At 28.6% G+C, this 20,580-nt stretch carries 18 protein-coding genes, 3 tRNA genes and 1 other annotated feature; of the genes, 18 read left to right on the top strand and 3 right to left on the bottom strand.

Annotated features, from left to right (window positions below; all coding sequences use genetic code 11):
• Window positions 1–5 precede the first annotated feature (5 nt).
• The 3 genes from GKG01_RS01370 (at window position 6) to map (ending at window position 4,284) form a co-directional block, all read left to right on the top strand.
• Window positions 6–2,018 (top strand): sodium-translocating pyrophosphatase, encoded by a 2,013-nt coding sequence (locus GKG01_RS01370; RefSeq protein ID WP_094207075.1) that lies wholly within the window; start codon window positions 6–8, stop codon window positions 2,016–2,018.
• Window positions 2,019–2,188: 170 nt separating this feature from the next.
• Complete coding sequence (locus tag GKG01_RS01365) at window positions 2,189–3,520, top strand: hemolysin family protein (RefSeq protein WP_094207076.1); 1,332 nt, start codon at window positions 2,189–2,191, stop codon at window positions 3,518–3,520.
• Between the two features lie 8 nt (window positions 3,521–3,528).
• Window positions 3,529–4,284: a type I methionyl aminopeptidase gene (map, locus tag GKG01_RS01360; protein WP_094207077.1), complete on the top strand. Its 756-nt coding sequence runs from the start codon at window positions 3,529–3,531 to the stop codon at window positions 4,282–4,284.
• Between the two features lie 38 nt (window positions 4,285–4,322).
• On the opposite strand, the gene GKG01_RS01355 is transcribed toward map, so the two are convergent.
• Window positions 4,323–5,468, bottom strand: a complete 1,146-nt coding sequence (locus GKG01_RS01355; protein ID WP_094207078.1) for a nucleotidyltransferase family protein — start codon at window positions 5,466–5,468, stop codon at window positions 4,323–4,325.
• A gap of 86 nt (window positions 5,469–5,554) precedes the next feature.
• Between GKG01_RS01355 and GKG01_RS01350 the strand changes: the two genes are divergently transcribed.
• The 15 genes from GKG01_RS01350 (at window position 5,555) to rplT (ending at window position 19,561) form a co-directional block, all read left to right on the top strand.
• On the top strand, window positions 5,555–5,995 hold the full coding sequence (locus tag GKG01_RS01350) for a hypothetical protein (RefSeq protein ID WP_094207079.1): 441 nt from the start codon (window positions 5,555–5,557) through the stop codon (window positions 5,993–5,995).
• A gap of 58 nt (window positions 5,996–6,053) precedes the next feature.
• Entirely contained in the window at window positions 6,054–6,695 is a 642-nt protein-coding gene (locus GKG01_RS01345) for a zinc dependent phospholipase C family protein (protein WP_094205609.1), read from the top strand.
• 21 nt (window positions 6,696–6,716) lie between these two features.
• Complete coding sequence (locus tag GKG01_RS01340) at window positions 6,717–7,442, top strand: hypothetical protein (protein WP_094207080.1); 726 nt, start codon at window positions 6,717–6,719, stop codon at window positions 7,440–7,442.
• An 89-nt stretch (window positions 7,443–7,531) separates the two neighbouring features.
• A tRNA-Phe gene (locus tag GKG01_RS01335) sits at window positions 7,532–7,607 on the top strand.
• An 8-nt stretch (window positions 7,608–7,615) separates the two neighbouring features.
• A tRNA-Gly gene (locus GKG01_RS01330) sits at window positions 7,616–7,690 on the top strand.
• A gap of 3 nt (window positions 7,691–7,693) precedes the next feature.
• Window positions 7,694–7,767 (top strand) — tRNA-Cys (locus tag GKG01_RS01325).
• 51 nt (window positions 7,768–7,818) lie between these two features.
• On the top strand, window positions 7,819–8,949 hold the full coding sequence (locus tag GKG01_RS01320; protein WP_154271140.1) for a DUF6873 family GME fold protein: 1,131 nt from the start codon (window positions 7,819–7,821) through the stop codon (window positions 8,947–8,949).
• A 13-nt stretch (window positions 8,950–8,962) separates the two neighbouring features.
• Entirely contained in the window at window positions 8,963–10,258 is a 1,296-nt protein-coding gene (hisS, locus tag GKG01_RS01315; RefSeq protein WP_094207082.1) for a histidine--tRNA ligase, read from the top strand.
• Window positions 10,259–10,450: 192 nt separating this feature from the next.
• On the top strand, window positions 10,451–12,355 hold the full coding sequence (thrS, locus tag GKG01_RS01310) for a threonine--tRNA ligase (protein ID WP_154271139.1): 1,905 nt from the start codon (window positions 10,451–10,453) through the stop codon (window positions 12,353–12,355).
• A gap of 81 nt (window positions 12,356–12,436) precedes the next feature.
• Window positions 12,437–14,164, top strand: coding sequence for an ABC transporter ATP-binding protein (locus GKG01_RS01305; protein ID WP_154271138.1), 1,728 nt, complete (start codon window positions 12,437–12,439; stop codon window positions 14,162–14,164).
• A complete protein-coding gene (locus tag GKG01_RS01300; protein ID WP_154271137.1) occupies window positions 14,154–15,893 on the top strand; it encodes an ABC transporter ATP-binding protein in 1,740 nt (579 codons plus the stop codon). The genes GKG01_RS01305 and GKG01_RS01300 overlap by 11 nt, the downstream gene beginning before the upstream one ends.
• Window positions 15,850–18,306: a bifunctional lysylphosphatidylglycerol flippase/synthetase MprF gene (mprF, locus tag GKG01_RS01295; RefSeq protein WP_322743222.1), complete on the top strand. Its 2,457-nt coding sequence runs from the start codon at window positions 15,850–15,852 to the stop codon at window positions 18,304–18,306. The genes GKG01_RS01300 and mprF overlap by 44 nt, the downstream gene beginning before the upstream one ends.
• A 36-nt stretch (window positions 18,307–18,342) precedes the next feature.
• Window positions 18,343–18,454, top strand: a sequence feature (ribosomal protein L20 leader region).
• A gap of 23 nt (window positions 18,455–18,477) precedes the next feature.
• Window positions 18,478–18,984, top strand: coding sequence for a translation initiation factor IF-3 (infC, locus tag GKG01_RS01290; RefSeq protein WP_002838237.1), 507 nt, complete (start codon window positions 18,478–18,480; stop codon window positions 18,982–18,984).
• Window positions 18,985–18,997: 13 nt separating this feature from the next.
• Window positions 18,998–19,189: a 50S ribosomal protein L35 gene (gene rpmI / locus GKG01_RS01285; protein WP_002836329.1), complete on the top strand. Its 192-nt coding sequence runs from the start codon at window positions 18,998–19,000 to the stop codon at window positions 19,187–19,189.
• 18 nt (window positions 19,190–19,207) lie between these two features.
• The gene (rplT, locus tag GKG01_RS01280; RefSeq protein WP_094203591.1) at window positions 19,208–19,561 is read left to right on the top strand and encodes a 50S ribosomal protein L20; all 354 of its coding nucleotides are present in this window, start codon (window positions 19,208–19,210) and stop codon (window positions 19,559–19,561) included.
• A 31-nt stretch (window positions 19,562–19,592) separates the two neighbouring features.
• Here the strand turns inward: rplT and GKG01_RS01275 are convergent, their stop codons facing one another.
• Window positions 19,593–19,868: a GIY-YIG nuclease family protein gene (locus GKG01_RS01275; RefSeq protein WP_094207087.1), complete on the bottom strand. Its 276-nt coding sequence runs from the start codon at window positions 19,866–19,868 to the stop codon at window positions 19,593–19,595.
• Window positions 19,868–20,485, bottom strand: coding sequence for a RecX family transcriptional regulator (locus GKG01_RS01270; RefSeq protein WP_094207088.1), 618 nt, complete (start codon window positions 20,483–20,485; stop codon window positions 19,868–19,870). The genes GKG01_RS01275 and GKG01_RS01270 overlap by 1 nt, the downstream gene beginning before the upstream one ends.
• Window positions 20,486–20,580: the final 95 nt, after the last annotated feature.

The raw sequence follows: 20,580 nt of genomic DNA, 5'->3' as shown, positions 1-20,580 counted from the left end.
AAATCATGGACAATATGTATTACTATTTAGCTATTGCAGCAGGTATTATCGCTTTATTATTTGCTGCAATAAAATTTAGTAGCATAAGTAAAAAAGGTGCTGGTAATGAAAGAATGAGGGAGATATCTGGATTTATTCACGACGGAGCAATGGCTTATCTTTCTCGCCAGTACAAAGCACTTATTATTTTTGTAGTTATAGTATGTGTAATTCTAGGTGTTGCAATCGATTATAAGACAGCTATTTGTTTTTTAGCTGGTGCAATATTTAGTGTACTTGCAGGTTACATCGGTATGCAAGCTGCAACAAAGGCAAACGTTAGGACAGCTAATGCGGCAAAAGAAGAAGGAATGAATGGAGCATTAAACGTAGCATTTTCTGGTGGAGCAGTAATGGGAATGTGCGTTGTTGGATTAGGAATTTTAGGTATAACTCTTTCTTATATTATTTTCCAAGATGCTGAAGTTGTTACTGGATTTAGTTTTGGTGCTTCTTCTATAGCTTTATTTGCCAGAGTTGGTGGAGGTATCTATACAAAAGCAGCTGATGTTGGAGCAGACTTGGTTGGTAAAGTTGAAGCTGGTATCCCTGAAGATGACCCTAGAAACCCTGCAGTAATTGCAGATAATGTTGGGGACAACGTAGGGGATGTTGCTGGTATGGGAGCCGACTTATTTGAATCCTATGCTGGTAGTATTTTATCAGGTATTACATTAGGTTTATTAGCTTATAAAGAAGCTGGTGTATCATTTGCAATAGCAACAGCAGCTTTAGGTGTTATTGCATCTATTATAGGTGTATTTACAGTTAGAGGAGGAAAAGATCCTCAAAAATCTTTGAATACAGGTACAATTATCAGCTCAATATTAGCAATCGCAGGATCATTCTTCTTATCAAGATCTATTCTTGGTAGTAATAATGCTTTCTTCTCTGTATTAGCTGGTATATTAGTTGGATTGATAATTTCACAATTTACTGAATACTACACATCTGAAGATAAAAAGCCAGTTCAAAAAATTGCTGAAGAATCAGAAACAGGTTCTTCTACAAATATTATCTCAGGTTTGGCTACAGGAATGAAATCAACTACTGGTCCAATTATTGTTATAGCTATTGGTATAATAATTTCATTCTTTGCATCAAATGGTGCTACAAACCCTACAGAAGGTTTGTATGGTATTGCAGTAGCTGCTATAGGTATGTTATCTACTTGTGGAATGACAATTGCAGTAGACGCTTATGGTCCAATAGCAGATAATGCTGGTGGTATTGCTGAAATGTGCGAATTACCAGAAGATGTTAGAAATATTACAGATAAATTAGACTCAGTTGGAAATACTACCGCTGCGATAGGAAAGGGATTTGCAATCGGTAGTGCTGCATTAACAGCATTAGCATTATTTGCATCATATACAGCTGTAGTAGGTTTGAAACAAATAGATGTTACAAGTCCAGAAGTTGTAGCTGGTATGTTCATTGGTGGTATGTTACCATTCCTATTCTCAGCATTGACTATGGATGCTGTAGGAACAGCTGCAAATGATATGATTGTTGAAGTTAGAAGACAATTTAAAGAGTTCCCAGGAATTATGGAAGGTACTCAACAACCTGATTACAAAAAATGTGTAGATATTTCTACAGGTGCTGCATTAAGACAAATGCTTGTTCCAGGTTTGTTAGCTGTAGTTTGTCCAGTTATAATGGGATTCTTATTAGGCGCAGAAGCTTTAGGAGGACTTTTAGCAGGTTCACTTGTAACAGGCGTATTAATGGCAATATTCATGTCAAACAGTGGTGGAGCATGGGATAATGCTAAAAAATATATTGAATCAGGTCAACACGGTGGAAAAGGATCAGATGCTCATAAGGCAGCTGTAGTTGGAGATACTGTTGGGGATCCATTCAAGGATACTTCAGGTCCATCATTAAACATATTAATTAAATTGATGACGGTAGTATCATTAGTATTCGCACCATTGATTGCTCAGCATGGTGGAGTAATACTAAACTTATTCTAAAAATCGAATATTTTAGTATTTGAAGTGTTTTTCTAAAACACGAATTGAATTAAATGATTTTAAGCGGAATGTTATCTTTCTATTGCGGAAAACATTCCGTTTTTAATTTTGTTTTATTTTAATTCAAAATTATTGTATAATATTATTATCTATAATTTTAGGAGGATTAAATGGACGAAGTCGGGCCCAATCTTATTGTAGAATTGGTTATTTTATTAATACTTATAGTAATTAATGCTTTTTTTTCAGCAAGTGAAATAGCAATTGTATCTTGTGATAAAAATAAGCTTAGGGTTATGAGTGATGACGGAAATGAAAAGGCAAAATCTGTTTTAGAACAATTTGAAAAACACACAAAATTTTTGTCTACTATTCAAGTTATATTAACTTATATTGGATTTGTTGCTTCAGCAATATGTGCATCTAGTTTAAGTGTAAGTTTGAGTAAAAAGATGATATTTTTAGGATTAAATAAATCTGTAACTTATTGGATATCAGTGTGTGTTGTACTTATTGTTTTATCGTTTTTGTATATTTTGTTTGGACAATTGATTCCAAAAAGAATTGCTTTGAGTGTGGCGGATTCTTTTGCGTTATTTTCGATTAATGCTGTAAAATTTATTTACTTTATTTTAAAACCATTTGTTTTTTTACTTTCAAAGTCAACAAAATTTATACTGAGTATAATTGGAATTAAAACTTTGAATGTGGAGAGCAAAATTACTGTTGAAGAAATAAAATCAATGGTAGAGGTCGGAAAGGAACAAGGAATTATAAATTCAAACGAAAAAGATATGATTGATGCTGTTATTAACTTTGATGAAAAAACAGCTGAAGAAATAATGACAGCAAGAACAGAAGTATTTGCAATTGACCTTGAAGATTGTATTGAAGATTATTTGGATAAATTAATGGAACTAAAATTTTCAAGAATTCCAGTATATGAAGGTGATATTGACAACATACTGGGCATCATCTACATTAAAGATTACATGAGTGAAGCTTACAAACATGGATTTAATAATGTTGACTTAAGAAAGATTTTAAAGCCAGCGTATTTTATATCAGAAACTAAAAATATCAATGATTTATTCTCAGATATGAAGAAAAAAAGAATTCACATGGCAATCTTAATTGATGAATATGGTGGTTTCTCAGGTATTGTATCGATGGAAGATTTAATTGAAGAAATAGTTGGAAATATTGAAGATGAATACGATCATGAAGCTCCTGATATTATTCAGGTTGACAAGTTTAATTATATAGTAAAAGGTAGTACTTCTATAAAAGAAATTAATTCTAACATTGGACTTGAGATTGATGAGCTATCGGATGATTATGATACATTAGGGGGTATGTTAATAAATCGATTGGGATATATACCTGAAGATGGTTTTAAAAGAAAAATAGAAATAGATGGTGTTTTGTACAATATAATTTTTGTGGAAGATAAAAGAATTAAAAAGGTAAAAATTACATTACCTAAGAACTTTTTTGAATAGGTGATTAAATGATTATTATAAAAAATAAAGAAGAAATAGAAAAAATGGATATTTCTGGAAATGTTATTTCTGGAATGCATGAAGCTTTGAGGGAATTTGTTAAACCAGGTTTGACTACAATGCAAGTTAATGATTTTTGCGAAAAATTTATTAGAAGCAAGGCAGCAATACCAGCTCAAATAGGATTTGAGGGATTCCCATACGCTACATGTTGCTCTGTAAATGATGAAATATGCCATGGATATCCATCTGATTATATTTTAAAATCAGGTGATTTGTTAAAAGTAGATACAGTAGTTGAATTGAATGGTTGGATGAGTGATTCCTGTTGGAGTTATGCAGTTGGTGAAATAGATGAAGATACTCAAAAACTTATGGATGTTACAAGAGAATGTTTGTATGAAGGAATTAAATTAGCTGTTATTGGCAATAGATTAGGAGATATAGGAGCTAAAATTCAATCAATAGCAGAAACTAATGGCTATTCTGTAGTACGCGAATTCACAGGCCACGGGATTGGAAGAGGTATGCATGAAGATCCAATGGTTCTTCACTATGGTAAAGAACACAGAGGTCTTAGATTACAAGAGGGAATGGTTTTAACTATTGAACCAATGATAAATATGGGAACTCATAAGTTGAAAATTGATAAAAATGGATGGACAGCTAGAACTATTGACGGAAAAAAATCATGCCAATATGAACATACATTAGCTATCACAAAAGATGGTCCAAGAATTTTGACTAAACAACAAGGACAATAAAATAAAGAGAATATTTTGGGGGGTCCTCAAAATATTCTCTATTTTTTTATTACTGGAAAATTATAAAAATCATTAACCTTTTTTGTAGAATATATTAGTCTACTGACTTTTATATCATATTCAAATAATTTTTTGTAATTATCAGATAAATTTGAAAAATCTCTGTTCAAAGAATAAATTTTACAATTTTTTTTAATTGCGGACAAATCGAAGTTTTTTTTGAATCCCAATAGGCGAACAGCTTCAATATCTGCATTTACGATATCATCAACAAATTTTTTATCTACTCTTAAAATATAATTTAAAATCAATCTTTGAAGTCGATTTTTGGTATATTTTTTATTTTTTATGTTTTCAAAAAAATCATCATAATTTTCATTCAATGCATTGGATAAAAGATTATCTAATCCTTTCTCATAACCCGTTATATTATCTAATTCTGATTTTTCCACGAATAATTTATAAGATAATATGTCTAAAAGTTTTTTGTTAGATCTAATAGAATTGTGTTTTAGATATTCGTAAGTTAAGGATGGTATTTTGTCTTTAAATTCTTCTAATAGTTTCAAATTAGATCTAATAGAAGAGGCACTATAAGAAATACATTCTAAGGAATTTGAATTGTATTCGCTATTGACTCTTCTTATTGGCAGAATTTTACATTTAGAGTGTAGTTTATCTAATGATTTCATATATTCCAAAGCAAGAATGTTATTTGATTTGAATATTTCATCGGAATATTCAGAGTAGTTTTGCTTTGAAAATATCATTATGTTTTTATTATATGAAATATTTTTGTTTTCTAGTATAAACTGTTTAATATTACCTTCATTTTCTAGTAGAAAATCTTTGTATGAAATTAGATCTTTTATTTCTGTTTCAATTCCAAAAGAAACATAATCACATCCAATAGTGTCTATTATTTTAATAGCGTAATAGGCGAAATTTTGCGCTGATTGTAAAGAAAATACAGAAGGAATTTCAATAACACAGTTTATTCCGTGTTCCAAAGCAATTTTAGTTTTATGAAGTTTATCTAAAATAGAAAACTCACCACGTTGCACGACACTTCCACTCATAACTGCAATTATATTTGCTTCTGGGAAATTTTTTTTAATTTGATTTATTTGATGTAAATGCCCAAAATGGAACGGATTGTATTCACACACTATAGCTATATTCATAATTATTGATTCCTTTCATATACTTTTTTCTTATGTTGTATTATAATTGATATTGGTAATATAGTAAATAAAAAGGGGTAGATTTTATGGATATAAGATTTGTTAAAGGCAATATTTTTGAGCTACAAAGCGATGCAATTTTATATTTTATCGAAAATTCACTTCTGGAAGAGAATTCAAAAAAATTAGTTGAAAAAGCTGGAGAAAGAATTTTAGAACCTCTTACAAAAATAAGTGGAATAGAAAAAGGCGAATGTAAAATCATTCCCGCTTTTAACATAACTTCGGATTATGTGATATTGGCAAATTTGCCAGATGATTTAAGAAATAACAACAAAAATATTTTCAAAAATCTAATCTATAATGTTTTTTGTGAAATGAAAAAATTTGAAATACATTCGCTTAACATAGATTATTCTTTTTTAACTGAAAAATATTCTAGTGAATTTGTTAATCTTATAAATGAAGTTATAGACGAAAAATCGTTGAGAATTAGCGATTTTCTTGTATTTATGTGCAAAAGTTAATAATTGACTTTTAACTTAAATTACTCTAAAATAATATTATGTCCAATGACGAAAGGTAGTGATTAATATTTTTCCAGAAACTCATAAGAGAATTGTTAGAGAAATAAATCAAGACATTAAAGATTCCTATGGAATCAATTTAAATATAAAAAAATTAGAATGGGGAGCTGTTAGTCCAGATATTTTACCAAAATACAAGCTAATAGCACATTACAAAGAAGAAAGTATAAATTATATTGTAAAAGAAATTATCACTATAATTTATCTTTTTCAATTTACAGACTTAACAAGATTGAATTCATTGCAAAATAAGATTTTAAGTACAAAACTTGGAGTAATAAGTCATTATCTAAGTGATTATGTGTGTCTTCCACATGCAAAAAGATGGAGGTGTAATCAACACCTTAAAGATCACATGAATTACGAAAGAGTTTTGAATAAGTTAGCACAAAATCATATATTTGACAAAAAAGCAATAACATCAAGTCAAATAAGCATAGATAATGATGAATGTGTGATGTTAAAAACATTGGTTAAGAATTATATTGAAGATATAGTAGATGAATATAGCATTTCAGAAGATAAAACAAGAGATTTGGACTTCGCGTACGGTTTGAATTATTCTATTTTCTGTTTTATCTTTGAAACTATTGAAGTATTCTCTACAGAAAGATACTATCAAAAGTCCTTTGTTTTTTAAATATAATTAGGAGTAGGAGTTATGTATAAAGCTTATAACACGAACAATTTAAAGAAAAAGCTTGAGAAAAAATTTCTTTTCGAAGACGATTTATTAGCTTTATACTTAATGCTTGATATTGTTCAACAAGAAAACAAAATACAACCTTGTTATGTCAAATATAACGCTCTTAATAAAATTTACAATGTTTTAATTAATCATTTGTCGTATAGAAATGATAGAGAAATTATTATTAAAGCTATTTTTGATTTGATATCAGAAGATATTAATAAAATTGAATTCACTTATTATCTTCAAGCTTATACTGAAGGGTTTAATAATAAAAATATAAGTGATGAGTTGGAGTTTTATGCATTAAGACATATTCCAGCATCTACGATTAAAAAATCGGATATTCTTCTTCATAATACTGAAAGCAGAAGTGCTAAGTTTTTAAAAAATAAGATGATTAGTTCAATTAAAAACAAATCAAATGCATTTAGAGTACAAGATTCAATAATAGATAATTATTGTGAAAATATCTTAAAAGACAAGATATTTAGCATTAATAGCAAGATGGACAAACAGTTAGTGATGAAATCTATTAATGATAGAGTAGTGATTTCTGAAGAAAAATTCTTGAATATGTGGCAATTAGAAAATTTGTACAAAAAAATTGTTAAAACTTTGAAAACTGTTTTAAATAATTCTATAGAAGATGCATTGTGGTATGGGTTAAATGACAGAGTATTACAAAGGTATAAGTAAATTGTAAAGTCGGATTTAAATTGTTGTAAAAAAATTTGACAAAACAAATTTAATCGTTTATACTAGTAAAGTAATGTTTGATACATTAAGCCCAGATAGCTCAGTCGGTAGAGCAAAGGACTGAAAATCCTTGTGTCGCTGGTTCGATTCCGGCTCTGGGCACCAAAATGTGTGCGGAAGTGGCTCAGTGGTAGAGCATCGCCTTGCCAAGGCGAGGGTCGCGAGTTCGAGTCTCGTCTTCCGCTCCATACGGCGACATAGCCAAGTGGTAAGGCAGAGGTCTGCAACACCTTCACCCCCAGTTCAAATCTGGGTGTCGCCTCCAAAGGAAAGTTTATTATAGACTTTCCTTTTTTTTATATGTAAAGGAGTTAATATGATTTTTATTGATTTATTAAAAGATGAGTATATTGAGGAATTATCAGATTTTGTATACAAACTGAGAAATAATTTTTTATTTCAAAATAAGTTTGATTCAAATTTGGCGAAAAATAGAACAACAATAATCAAATCTTTGAAAAAACAAATATCTAATAGAAATCATTTCGTGATTTTTGAAGAAACTAAGTTAATAGGATATTTGGTGTTAGATTTAGATGATAAAGAGTTGCTAATCAAAGAGATATATTTAGATAAAATTAATAAATCAATACTTTTTAAAATTTTTAGATTTTTAATGGATTATGCACTATCAAACTTATTTGATATAATTAAATTTAAGTTCAATGGATTTATTTTCGATGAAATTATAAAAGAACATTTGGATGATCAAAATAGATTAGAAATAAAGAATGATATGTTTGAAGAATCTCATAAGAAATTTGCGATAATTAGTTTTAAAGCTAAAAATGGCTTGATAAAATTTTTAAAAGGCAATAATTATGAAGTTATTTACAGTTTCGATAGTAAAAAAATGGATGAAAAAGTTAGTGACCATGTAGATATGCAAATTAGGAAAATAAATGAAAATGCATTCGTTTGTACTCAAGAATCGTATTTTCATTATAGGGTATATCTTCCAAATTATATAGCATTATATGTAACAGAGCTTGAGATAACGAACACATACCCGAAAGATTGCCTGTTAAATAACTTTTCAATTGAAAATCATTTAGTCTGTAATAAAAAATCTGTAGATCCTGTTGTATTAAAATTACTTAAAGATGAGAAAATAATAATGGTCAAACAAGGATATTCCAAATGTTCAACAATAGTTACTGATAAATTTGTAATTACCAGTGATAAATCTATATATAATAGTGTTCAGAAACAAAATATTAAGGCATATTTGATAGATTCTGGTGAAATAAAACTAGAAGGTTATGATACAGGATTTATTGGTGGGACTTGTGGATATTGTGCTGATTTAGGGGTTGTGTTTTATGGCAATCTTGAAAATTATAAATTTAAAAATAAACTTATTGAATTTTTAGAAAAAGAAAATATAAAATACTATTATACAGATGATGATGATTTTATAGATCGCGGATCTATAATTTTTAATTAATAGGAGGTCAATTATGATTCAACCATCTACATTACCGGGAATGATGGAACTTCTTCCTGAAGACCAAATGGTGTTCGATACAATTAAAAGAAGAATAGAAGATGTTTTTATTAAAAATGCATTTTTTTCAATCGATACACCTGCTATAGAAAAATTAGACGTTTTGCTATCTAAAGGTGGAGGAGAAACAAGTAAGCAAGTGTATAGAATTGATAGTAGTAAGAAAAATCAAGGATTGAGATTTGACTTAACTGTGCCACTCGCAAAATACGTTTCAATGTACATGCAAGACTTAGCATTCCCATTTAGAAGATATCAAATAGCTAAGGTGTATAGAGGAGAAAGAAATCAAAAAGGAAGATATAAAGAATTTTATCAATGCGATATAGACATCATAGGAAATCAAAAATTGAGCTTATATAATGATGCAGAAATAGTAAAATGCATGTATGAAGCTTTAAAATCAATAGATGTTCCAGATTTTGAATTTCAATTTAATAACAGAAAAATATTGAATGGATATTTCTCTAATTTAGGTGTTGAAGACTTTGAATCATGTTTGAGAATAATTGACAAATTAGATAAAATAGGAATAGATAATGTAAAAGAAGAATTATCTAAGCTAAACTTGGATAATGAAAAAATTGATTCGATTTTAAATTTCTTACAAATAGATGGAACTAACCAAGAAATAATCGAAAAACTTGAATTATTGAATATTGCTAATGATTTATTTGTATGTGGGCTTGATGAATTGAAATTTGTATATGACGATATTTTATCTTTAGGAGTTAGTCCAGATAATATTAAAATAAATTTATCTATAACTAGAGGGCTTGATTACTACACAGGTTCAGTATTTGAAACATTTTTTAAGGAATATCGTGAAATCGGATCGATTTGTTCTGGAGGAAGATATGATAGTCTAGCGAATAATTTTACTAAAAGCAAGTTGCCTGGAGTAGGAATGAGTATCGGCTTAACTAGATTATTCTATCAACTTCAAGAATTAAATTTGGTTAAAGGACAACAAACTAACTTTGATTGCATCATTATTCCTATGAAAGGTTATGAAAAAAATGCAGTGAAGTTGATGAATGATTTGAGAAGTTCTTATGTAAGATGTATGAGTTATCTTGAAGATGATAAATTAAAAAAGAAATTTAATTATGCTGACAAATTATCCGTAAAATATGTTATAATAATAGGACAAGATGAAGTTGAGCAAAATAAATTTACTTTACGAAATATGGTAAATGGTAATCAAGAATTATTAGAGCTTAACCAAATTATTGAAAAGTTAAAATAAAGGCGATGAAAAATCCCAGTAGGCATATAAGAACTTTCAGAGAGAGTAAAACTTAGGCTGAAATTTTACTTAAGAGATCAGTATGCTGAATACTAATTTGGAGCCTATTGTCAAATGAGAAAAAATTAGGGTGGAACCACGAGACACTTGTCCCTATCGGGATGAGGGTCTCTTTTTTATTAGGAGGTATTTATGTTTGAAGTAAAATTAAAAGATGGATCCGTAAAAGAATTTGATGAAGAAATAAGTTTATTAGATGTTTGCAAATCAATTTCTGAAGGATTAGCAAGAGACTGTGTCGGAGCAGTTGTAGATGGTAAAATAATGGGATTAATGGAAACTATTGATTCTGACTGTGAAGTTCAATTCGTAAAATTTGATGATGAAGAAGGAAAGCAAGTTTTCTGGCATACTTCATCTCACTTAATGGCTTATGCTATTCAAAGATTGTATCCAAATACAAAATTTGCAATTGGGCCATCAATTGATTCTGGATTCTATTATGATTTAGATACAGATCACAAGTTTGTACCTGAGGATTTAGAAAAAATTGAAGCCGAAATGAAAAAAATAGTTAAGGAAAATCCTAAATTAGTAAGAGTTGAGATTTCAAGAGAAGAAGCTTTGGAAAGATTTAAGAAAGAAGGTCAAGATTATAAAGTTGACTTAATAGAAAATCTTGATGAAGATGCTACAATTACATTGTATGAAATGGGAGACTTCGTTGATTTGTGTAGAGGACCTCATTTATTAGAAGTGAAAAATATTAAAGCATTCAAGTTATTATCAATTGCCGGTGCATACTGGAGAGGTGATGAAAATAACAAGATGCTTCAAAGAATTTACGGAATTTCATTCCCTAAGAAAAAATTATTAGACGAATATTTAGAAAGAATGGAAGAAGCTAAGAAAAGAGATCACAGAAAAATTGGTAAAGAAATGGGGCTATTCTCAATTCAAGAAGAAGGACCGGGTTTCCCATTTTTCCATCCAAATGGAATGGTTGTGTTAAATGAACTAGAAAAATTCTTGAAGGAACAACTTTTAGATAGAGGATATGGTCAAATCAAAACTCCATTGATTTTGAACGAAGATTTATGGCACCAATCAGGTCACTGGGATCACTACAAAGAAAATATGTATTTCACTCAAATAGATGGTGATGATTATGCAATAAAGCCAATGAACTGTCCAGGATCAATTTTAGTTTACAAGGATGAATTGCACAGCTACAGAGAGCTTCCAATTAAAGTTGCAGAATTGGGTCAAGTTCACCGCCATGAATTATCTGGGGCATTGCATGGCTTATTCAGAGTTAGAACTTTCGTACAAGATGATGCACATGTATTCTGTTTACCTGAACAAATAGAAGAAGAAGTAACTAAGATTATAGATTTCTGTGATTATATTTATTCTAAGTTTGGTTTTAAATACGAAGTTGAATTGTCAACTCGTCCAGAAGATTCAATGGGATCAGATGAAGATTGGGATTTAGCAATCAATTCACTTAAGAGTGCGTTGGAACACAAAGGTCTTGAATATAAAATTAATGAAGGGGACGGTGCTTTCTACGGCCCTAAAATAGATTTCCATTTGGAAGATGCAATTGGTAGAACTTGGCAATGTGGAACTATTCAATTAGATTTCCAAATGCCAGAAAGATTTGATATGACTTATATCGCAAGTGATGGATCTAAAAAACGTCCAGCAATGATTCATAGAGCAATTTTAGGTAGTGAAGAAAGATTTATGGGAATACTAATAGAACACTATGCTGGAAAATTCCCATTATGGTTATCACCAGTTCAAGTAGAAATTCTTCCTATTAGCGATAAATTCAATGATTATGCGTATGAATTACAACAAAAAATGAAAGCACGTGGATTGAGAGTGAAAGTCGATGATAGAAGTGAAAAAATCGGTCTTAAGATCAGGGAATCTCAATTGAAGAAAGTGAACTATTCATTAATAATTGGACAAAATGAAATTGATAACAATGAGGTATCAGTAAGAAAAAGAGATATCGGAGATGTAGGATCTAAGAATACTGATGAATTTATTGATGAATTAGTAGATGAATATCAAAATAGAAAATAATGCTTTAAAGAAAGCTTATTTTACAATATAAAAAATTTGCTCTGAATTTCTCAGAGCAAATTTTTAATAGAAGGAGGTAAAATGTACAAGAAATTTTATTGGTTTCTCAAATATTACAAAAACAAATTAATTCTTGCTATTACATTTCTTTTATTAAGTGACCTGGTCGGATTAATTCCTCCATATATTACAGGGAAATTAACCGATAGAGTATTAAACAATTCGATAGAATTAAAACCTTTTTTAATTATACTTTTAATTGATATTTTAGTAATAGGAATTAAATATTTTTTTGCAATGGGATGGTGTTATTACACATTCAGAGCTTCGAATGAAATAGACTATGTAACTAGAAATAGACTTATGGATAAATACTTAAACGAATCCATGAAATATTTTCAAACCTTCAAAACGGGAGAACTTATGAACAGAGCTACTGGAGATGTCAATAGTTTAAGCGATTTGATGGGATTTGGAACTCTTACATTTTTCGATTCTACAGTATTTCCTTTGTTTATAATAATTATAATGATGGTCGTCGTTGACGTTCGTTTAACACTTGTTTCTATAATACCTCTTCCTATATTGGCATTTTTGTGTTTAAAAATAGGTAAGAAAATCCATGAAAAATACTCAATAGTGCAATCCACATTTGATAAGCTAAACAATAGTGTGCTAGAAGATGTTGAAGGTATTAGAATTATAAGAGTTTTTGGGATAAAAGATGCTAGATATTTTTCGTTTCAAAATCGATCTAAAATGTTGGTTCAAAAAAACATGGATGTTGTAAAATACAGAGCAATGATGGCTCCTTTTCAAAGAATAATCCCAGCAATAACATTTGTTATAGCAATCGGATATGGAACATTTTTAATAAGTAAGAATCAAATATCTGTTGGTCAATTGGTTTCTTTTACTTATTATTTAAATATGTTAATTTGGCCAATGTATGCATTAGGAAACTTCATAAATGTATATCAACAAGCCGATGCATCAATGGATAGAATCGATAATATACTTGATTATGAAGATGACTTAGATTTAAACGAAGATTACAAGGAAATTGATGATATAGAAAGTATTAAGTTTGAAAATTATAGTTTCAAATATCCTTACTCTAAAGAATTCGCACTTAAAGATATTTCTTTTGAATTCAAGAAGAATATGAGGGTGGCTATTGTTGGAAAGACAGGGTCAGGAAAGTCAACTATTCTTAAACAATTATTATTCTTATATCCAAGGCAAGATGAATTTGAAATCAACGGTAAATACACGAATTTGATTAATTTGAGATCAGCAAGAGATAATATGGCGTATGTGTCTCAAAAAAGTATGATTTTTTCGGATACAATAAAAAATAATATAAAACTTTCCAAGATAGAGGCCACAGATGAAGAAGTGGTTAAAGTATCTAAAAGCGCGGATATTTATAAGGATATAGTCAATTTTCATGATGAATTTGACACTTTGTGTGGTGAAAACGGACTGTCGTTATCTGGAGGTCAAAAACAAAGAATTTCATTAGCAAGAGCTTTATTAAAAGACTCAAACTTGGTTGTATTAGACGACTGCTTAAGCGCATTGGATACTCAAACTGAGAAAAATATTTTAAGAGAGTTAAAAAAACTTAAAAAAACCGTAATATTATCAACTCATAGATTAAATCAGATTGACGATTTTGATTTAATAATAGTTATGAAAGATGGTCAAATAAGTGAGATGGGTACTCATTCGGAATTAATGGAAAACAAACAATGGTATTACAATCAATATAATATCCAATTAGTGAGGGGCAGATATGAAGAGTAAATTAAGAAATAAATTTGTATCAGAAAAACTAAAAATGTATTCCATGAAGCAATCAAAAGAATTGGTGATTGGATTTGTCTTTTCCTTATTAAGAACTTCAATGGAAATTTTGGGGCCAATTGTAATAGGATTTGTATTAAATGAGTTTGTAGCTAAGAATAATATAGTTGGAAATTTTTCATCAATTATTAAATACTTGGCTATTTATTTGGTGATTTACGTTGCGTGTGGAATTTTCAGTAACTTGAGTATGATTTATTTTGAATTGGCAGCAAATAACGTAACATATTTTGTACAAAATGATATTTATAAACATATCAATGAATTACCTATAGAATACTTTGATAATCTGGCAGCAGGAAGTATCGTATCAAGGATTACGAATGACACTATGAGATTAAAGATAATGTTTCAACTTATATTGGCAGATATTACAACTGCTGCAATAATGATAATTGCAATATATATTATGATGGTTGTAACAAATATAAAAGTGTCGCTGATGCTTCTTATATTGTTTCCATTGGTTTTCTTAATATTTTATGATTATAGATACAAGTCAGCAAAGCATAACAAAAGAATCAGACATCTAGTTAGTAAAATAAATGCAAATATTAATGAAAATATTAATAATATGGAAATAATTCAAGCATTAAATGTCAAGAAAACTATAAAGAATAAATTTAATAAAATTAACAAAGAAATTTTTGATAATAATTTGGCCCTTACAAAACTGAGAAGTTATGGTGGATACAGGGCAATTGATATAATTGGTTTATTATCAACAGTTATAATTTTATTTTATTTTGGATATGGTCAGATAACGAAAAGTTATCCAGTTACGGTTGGTGGCCTTTATATCATTATTGATTATACTTCGAAGATATTTTCTAATGTTAGCGTAATTGTTACAAGATTTGGAGATATGGAACAAGCATATGCATCTGCAAGTCACATATTCGATATCATGAAATTAAATACAATAGAAAAGTCAGATGGTGTGATTGATGGCCTAGAAGGAAATATCGAATTTAAAAATGTTTATTTTGCTTATGATAAAAATGATGTATTGAAAGATGTTTCGTTCAAAATACCAAAATCAACTAGTGCTGCTTTTGTAGGAACTACAGGTAGTGGAAAATCAACAATCCTTAATTTAATATTGAAGTTTTACGATGTAAAAAGTGGTGAAATTTTAATTGATGGGATAAATATCAATAATTTAAATGAAGATATTATGAGAGAAAACTTTGCGGTTGTACTACAAGATCCGTTTCTTTTTGAAACTACATTAAAAGAAAATATCACTTTAGATAAGGATTATAGTGACGAGGAAGTGATACATGCGTTAGAAGAATTAGGATGCTATACATTGCTTAAAAAAGGTTTAAATGAACCTATAAAAGAAAAAGGCTCTAATCTTTCACAAGGAGAAAGACAATTAATCTCCTTTGCAAGAGCATACATTAGAAATCCTAGAATATTAATTTTAGATGAAGCTACATCGAACATTGATACTGAAACAGAGCAAATTATCCAACAACCATTAGAAAAATTAAAATATTCAAGAACTACATTAATAGTAGCTCACAGATTATCTACAATTAGAAATGTAGACAAGATTTTTGCATTATCCAATGGTAAAATAATAGAAAGTGGAACTCATGATGTACTATTACTAAAAGATGGTTTCTACAAACAAATGTACGATGAGCAATCATCAATTTAAAGGGGGATTAATGGATAAAAAACTAAAATATATTAGGACAATATACACTATAATATTCACAATTATTGTCTTATATATAGTAAGGAACAATTTTATAGCACCTAATCATATCTTTAAATATAAGATTTTTTTGAGTATTGCTCAAAAATTACAAATTGCTTTATTTGGACTTTTAGTATTTCTTATTTCATCAATTTCCTATTTTTTATATAATAAAAATTTTGATTTCAAGGATATAAAAAAGTTTTGGGTTCTAGAATCATTAAGAAAATTTGTATGGATAAAGGGAATAGAATCAGTATTTATTGGTGAAGATGAGTATAGGAATCAGAACTTAAACAAAAATATTTCTAATTTTATCGCTTTATCTTTAATTAGTATATTCACGATATTTTTAATGAAACCAGAATGGACACTATTTTTGATTTATTTAGTAATATTGGTTATTGGTATTTGCGTTATTTATTTTAAAAACAAAAGTCCATATTATTTAGATTTTGTTGTAAAGGATAACATAAGTGTCAAAAGAAAAGTTTTATCAGTTGCTTATGAAACTGTTGTTACAATATGTAATATATTATTTTTCGTTTTTGCGATAAAACAATTTACTAATGTAAATCTTTCATCTTTGGTGCTTATTTATTGTGTTTCAAATGTATTTGGGCAAGTTAGCTTGATGCAGGATGGATTTGTTGTTTCGGATTTAATAGAAATACACTTTTTATGTAAATTGATAGAACCTAGAGCTGCAATAATTGCTATATTGATATACAGAATTGTAAGTAGTGTTATTCCATGGATAATTTCTTTAATTATGATATTAAAAAGAATTTACGACAATTACAATACTGATCAATACAAGAAACAGTTCGCATTTAATATTTTGTCTATTTTTACTCTAATCGTTGGGCTAATATTATGTTTAAGTGTTGCCACTCCATCAATGTTATTAAGAATAAAATTTTTAAAGAGATTTGTTAAGAAAGATGTAGTGATTTTGGCTAGATTTATAACTCTTACATCGGGTGGATTACTAATACTTCTTTCACAAGGAATAAAAAAATCAGTTAAAAAATCTTTTTATATAGCGGAAGCAGTATTAATAGTTTCAGTTTTTTCAACACTATTAAAAGGATTAGACATTGAAGAATCTATTATTACATTAGTATTGGGAATTGTAATGTATATAATGAAAGATGGATTCACAGAAAAAGCTATCAAAATCAACCCAAAATATTTTATAAATACTATCGGTAAATTATCAGTTGTCACAGTATTATTTATCTTTATTAGCAATACTGTTCGCAAGGTAAATTTTTTGACATCACATCGAAAATATTCTCTAAATTATTTGGTTGAAAACAAGAAATTTATACTTCTATATGTTTTATTTGTTCTGATATTATCTTACCTTGCTCAATATACACGAACTAAGAAGATCACATTTACAAAATTAACAGATGAGGATTTTGAAAATATTGATAAATTCTTGGAAGAATTTGGTGGAAATGAATTTAGTCATTTAGTTTATTTGAATGATAAAAATGTTTATTTTGACAAGACAAATACAGTAATGATTATGTATCGCCCAGTAAAAAACAGCGTTATCGTATTAGGTGATCCAATAGGTAAGAAAGAAAATTTCGTTGAAGCAATTGATGATTTTATAGTTTATTGCAATGAATATCACATGAATGTTTGTTTTTATGAAATAAATGGAGAAAATCTTGAATTATACTGTGATCAAGGTTTTAGATTCGTTAAGGTTGGACAAGACGCAACAGTAGACTTAACTCAATTTTCTTTGGTAGGAAAGAAAAATAGAACTTGGCGACATGTTCTTAATAACTTCGATAAAGGAAATTATGAATTCAAAGTTGAAAATCCAACCGATAACCTTTTATCTCAAATGAAAATTGTTTCGGATAAATGGTTAGAAAGTAAAAATGAAATGGGATTTAGTTTAGGATTTTTTGACGAAGATTATCTAAAAAGAACCAAAATAGCATGTATTTACAAAAACAATGAATTACTTGCTTTTGCAAATCTTCAACCGTTTTATGATGATAAGACACTTTCTATCGATTTAATGAGATATGATAAATCAAATGAAGATGGTTTGATGGATTTTATATTCATAAAGTTAATTTTATGGGGTCAAGAAAATAATTTTGAAAAATTCTACCTAGGAATGGCACCGTTATCTAAAGTTGGAGATAAAATTTATTCAAAGAAGAAGGAAAAAATTCTAAATATTGTTTACAATACTCAAAATAAGATATATAATTTTAAAGGTTTAAGAAACTACAAGGATAAATTTAAGCCCAATTGGTCAAATAAGTATATAGCATATACTTCAGACTTTAATTTACCATATATTTTAATTAATGTTGTAAATTCAAAGAAAAAATAGTTGACAAAATGTACGACATAGTATACAATATTTATTGTTGATAAGTAGAGATATCCGCTCTCACCTTATAATTTCGAATTCATAAGGTTAAAATTTAATTTGATTATTAATTTTTGGCGGGTATTTTTACCCGCCATTATTTTTTTGGAGGTGAATAATATAAAAGATTTAATGATTAATGAGGAGATAAGATCTTCTAAAGTTAGATTAATCGATGATGAAGGTGAACAAATAGGTGTAATTCCTATTAAAGAAGCTTTAAAAATGGCTGAAGATAAGCATCTAGATTTGGTAAATGTAGCACCAAATGCTAAGCCACCTGTATGCAAAATATTAGATTATGGAAAATACAAATACGATGCATTAAAGAAAGAAAAAGAAGCGAAGAAAAATCAAAAAGTAATTAACGTAAAAGAAATAAGACTTTCACCAAATATTGAAAAACATGATTTAGAAGTTAAGGCTAATCAAGCATCTAAATTTTTAAGCAATGAAAATAGAGTAAAAGTTTCTGTTAGATTTAGAGGTAGAGAACTTGGTCATAAAGATTTGGGTAAGGAAGTTCTTGATAAATTTTATGAATTAACAAAAGATGTAGGACAAATAGAAAAGAAACCTTCTATGGAAGGTAGAATGATGATAATGTTTATGGGTCCTTTGACTGATAAAGATAATTAGAGGGGGAAATAATATGCCAAAAATGAAGACACATAGAGGTTCTGCTAAGAGATTTAGAAGAACTGGTACAGGTAAGTTAAGAAGATACAAAGCTTATGCAAGTCACTTAACAGGTAAGAAATCTGCAAAGAGAATCAGAAACTTAAGAAAAGGTACAACAGTTAGCGATGCAGATATGAGAAGAATCGATAAAATGATTCCTTAGTTAGAGGGGGAAATATAAATGGCTAGAATTAAACGTGGTACAAATAATAGAAAAAGACATAAAAAAGTATTAAAACAAGCTAAAGGATATTACGGCTCAAAACATACATTATACAAAACAGCTAACCAAGCTGTAATGAAATCATTGGCTTATTCATACGTTGGAAGAAAAAGAAGAAAAAGAGATTTCAGAAAATTATGGATTGCTAGAATTAACGCAGCTACAAGAATGCATGATTTAAGCTACAGCAAATTTATGCACGGCTTAAAAGTAGCAGGTGTTGACTTGAACAGAAAAGTTCTTGCTGACATGGCTGTTAGAGATGAAAAAGAATTCGCAAAATTAGTTGAATTAGCAAAAAATAATTTATAAAATAAAAAGCTTAAGTTGATTTATATCATACTTAAGCTTTTTTTAATATAGCATTAATTTCGTTTTCATTTGAATTTATTAGCTTTAACTTTTTATCACGAGTTAGACTTTTTGTTTTAATTTCTAATTTTAATGCATCACTTTTATTATCAATTTTTTTCATAAAAACATAGTTTACGGGAAGCCTTGCTCTTGTATATTTACTGGCTTTACCTTTATTGTGCATTTTAATTCTTTTTGAAAAATCATTGGTAATACCTGTATATAAACTTTTATCAGCACATTCTAAGATATATAGATAATACATTAATACATACCACTTACTTGTTTTGCAATATCGTAGCTGAAACCTTTTTGAAGTAAGAAGGTAACTATTTTATTTTTTAAATCATAGCCTTCATGCTTTTCTTTCCAAATATTGATTTTAGTTTCAACTATTTGAGTTGCTTTGTCTAACTCCATATTATATCCAAAAACTTCTTCTAAATAATCTTCATAAATTCTTTTATCAATACCTTTTTGGTATAAATCATTGATTATTCTTCTTTTACTGTAATTTGTTAGATTAATTTTATCGTTTATAAATATTTTCGCGTAGTTATAATCATCTAGTAAATCTAGCTCTTTTAATTTTTCTATAACGTCTTCAATAATTTCAGAACTAAATTTTTTTGATTTTAATTTTGTCGTTATTTCTTTTTCAGTTCGTAATTTATACGATAAAAAATTAAGACTGATTTCAAAAGCCTCTGTAAATTTTGAGATATTCAATAAATGAGTATATAATTCATCATCTATTATCATTTCGTTATGAATTTTATATTTTTCAAAATCATTGTAACTTAGTAAAAAACTTTCTTTTGTATCAGTATCAATTACGAACTTATCTTTTTTATCATTGAACTCAATATTATTTATTATCATTTTATCTCGTGTTCATTATTACATTTAGTATAAATGGAGCAACCATCATTGCTACCAAAATAAACGCTATAACTTGAGCTAATTTTTGTTTTTTC

It is taken from the genome of Finegoldia sp. BIOML-A4 (assembly GCF_009679635.1).
GTDB classification, from domain to species: domain Bacteria; phylum Bacillota; class Clostridia; order Tissierellales; family Peptoniphilaceae; genus Finegoldia; species Finegoldia magna.
The sequence above is the reverse complement of the archived record's forward strand: the minus strand, read 5'-3'. Positions and strand labels throughout refer to the sequence as shown.

Excerpts from the sequence above, each read along its gene's own strand:
- hisS (WP_094207082.1), top strand. The coding sequence starts at position 8,963 with ATGATTCAACCATCTACATTACCGGGAATGATGGAACTTCTTCCTGAA.
- GKG01_RS01305 (WP_154271138.1), top strand. The coding sequence starts at position 12,437 with ATGTACAAGAAATTTTATTGGTTTCTCAAATATTACAAAAACAAATTA.
- rpmI (WP_002836329.1), top strand. The coding sequence starts at position 18,998 with ATGCCAAAAATGAAGACACATAGAGGTTCTGCTAAGAGATTTAGAAGA.
- GKG01_RS01365 (WP_094207076.1), top strand. The coding sequence starts at position 2,189 with ATGGACGAAGTCGGGCCCAATCTTATTGTAGAATTGGTTATTTTATTA.
- map (WP_094207077.1), top strand. The coding sequence starts at position 3,529 with ATGATTATTATAAAAAATAAAGAAGAAATAGAAAAAATGGATATTTCT.
- GKG01_RS01275 (WP_094207087.1), bottom strand. The coding sequence starts at position 19,868 with ATGTATTATCTATATATCTTAGAATGTGCTGATAAAAGTTTATATACA.
- thrS (WP_154271139.1), top strand. The coding sequence starts at position 10,451 with ATGTTTGAAGTAAAATTAAAAGATGGATCCGTAAAAGAATTTGATGAA.
- GKG01_RS01270 (WP_094207088.1), bottom strand. The coding sequence starts at position 20,485 with ATGATAATAAATAATATTGAGTTCAATGATAAAAAAGATAAGTTCGTA.
- GKG01_RS01370 (WP_094207075.1), top strand. The coding sequence starts at position 6 with ATGGACAATATGTATTACTATTTAGCTATTGCAGCAGGTATTATCGCT.
- mprF (WP_322743222.1), top strand. The coding sequence starts at position 15,850 with ATGGTTTCTACAAACAAATGTACGATGAGCAATCATCAATTTAAAGGG.
- GKG01_RS01355 (WP_094207078.1), bottom strand. The coding sequence starts at position 5,468 with ATGAATATAGCTATAGTGTGTGAATACAATCCGTTCCATTTTGGGCAT.
- GKG01_RS01340 (WP_094207080.1), top strand. The coding sequence starts at position 6,717 with ATGTATAAAGCTTATAACACGAACAATTTAAAGAAAAAGCTTGAGAAA.
- GKG01_RS01300 (WP_154271137.1), top strand. The coding sequence starts at position 14,154 with ATGAAGAGTAAATTAAGAAATAAATTTGTATCAGAAAAACTAAAAATG.
- GKG01_RS01350 (WP_094207079.1), top strand. The coding sequence starts at position 5,555 with ATGGATATAAGATTTGTTAAAGGCAATATTTTTGAGCTACAAAGCGAT.
- infC (WP_002838237.1), top strand. The coding sequence starts at position 18,478 with ATGATTAATGAGGAGATAAGATCTTCTAAAGTTAGATTAATCGATGAT.
- rplT (WP_094203591.1), top strand. The coding sequence starts at position 19,208 with ATGGCTAGAATTAAACGTGGTACAAATAATAGAAAAAGACATAAAAAA.
- GKG01_RS01320 (WP_154271140.1), top strand. The coding sequence starts at position 7,819 with ATGATTTTTATTGATTTATTAAAAGATGAGTATATTGAGGAATTATCA.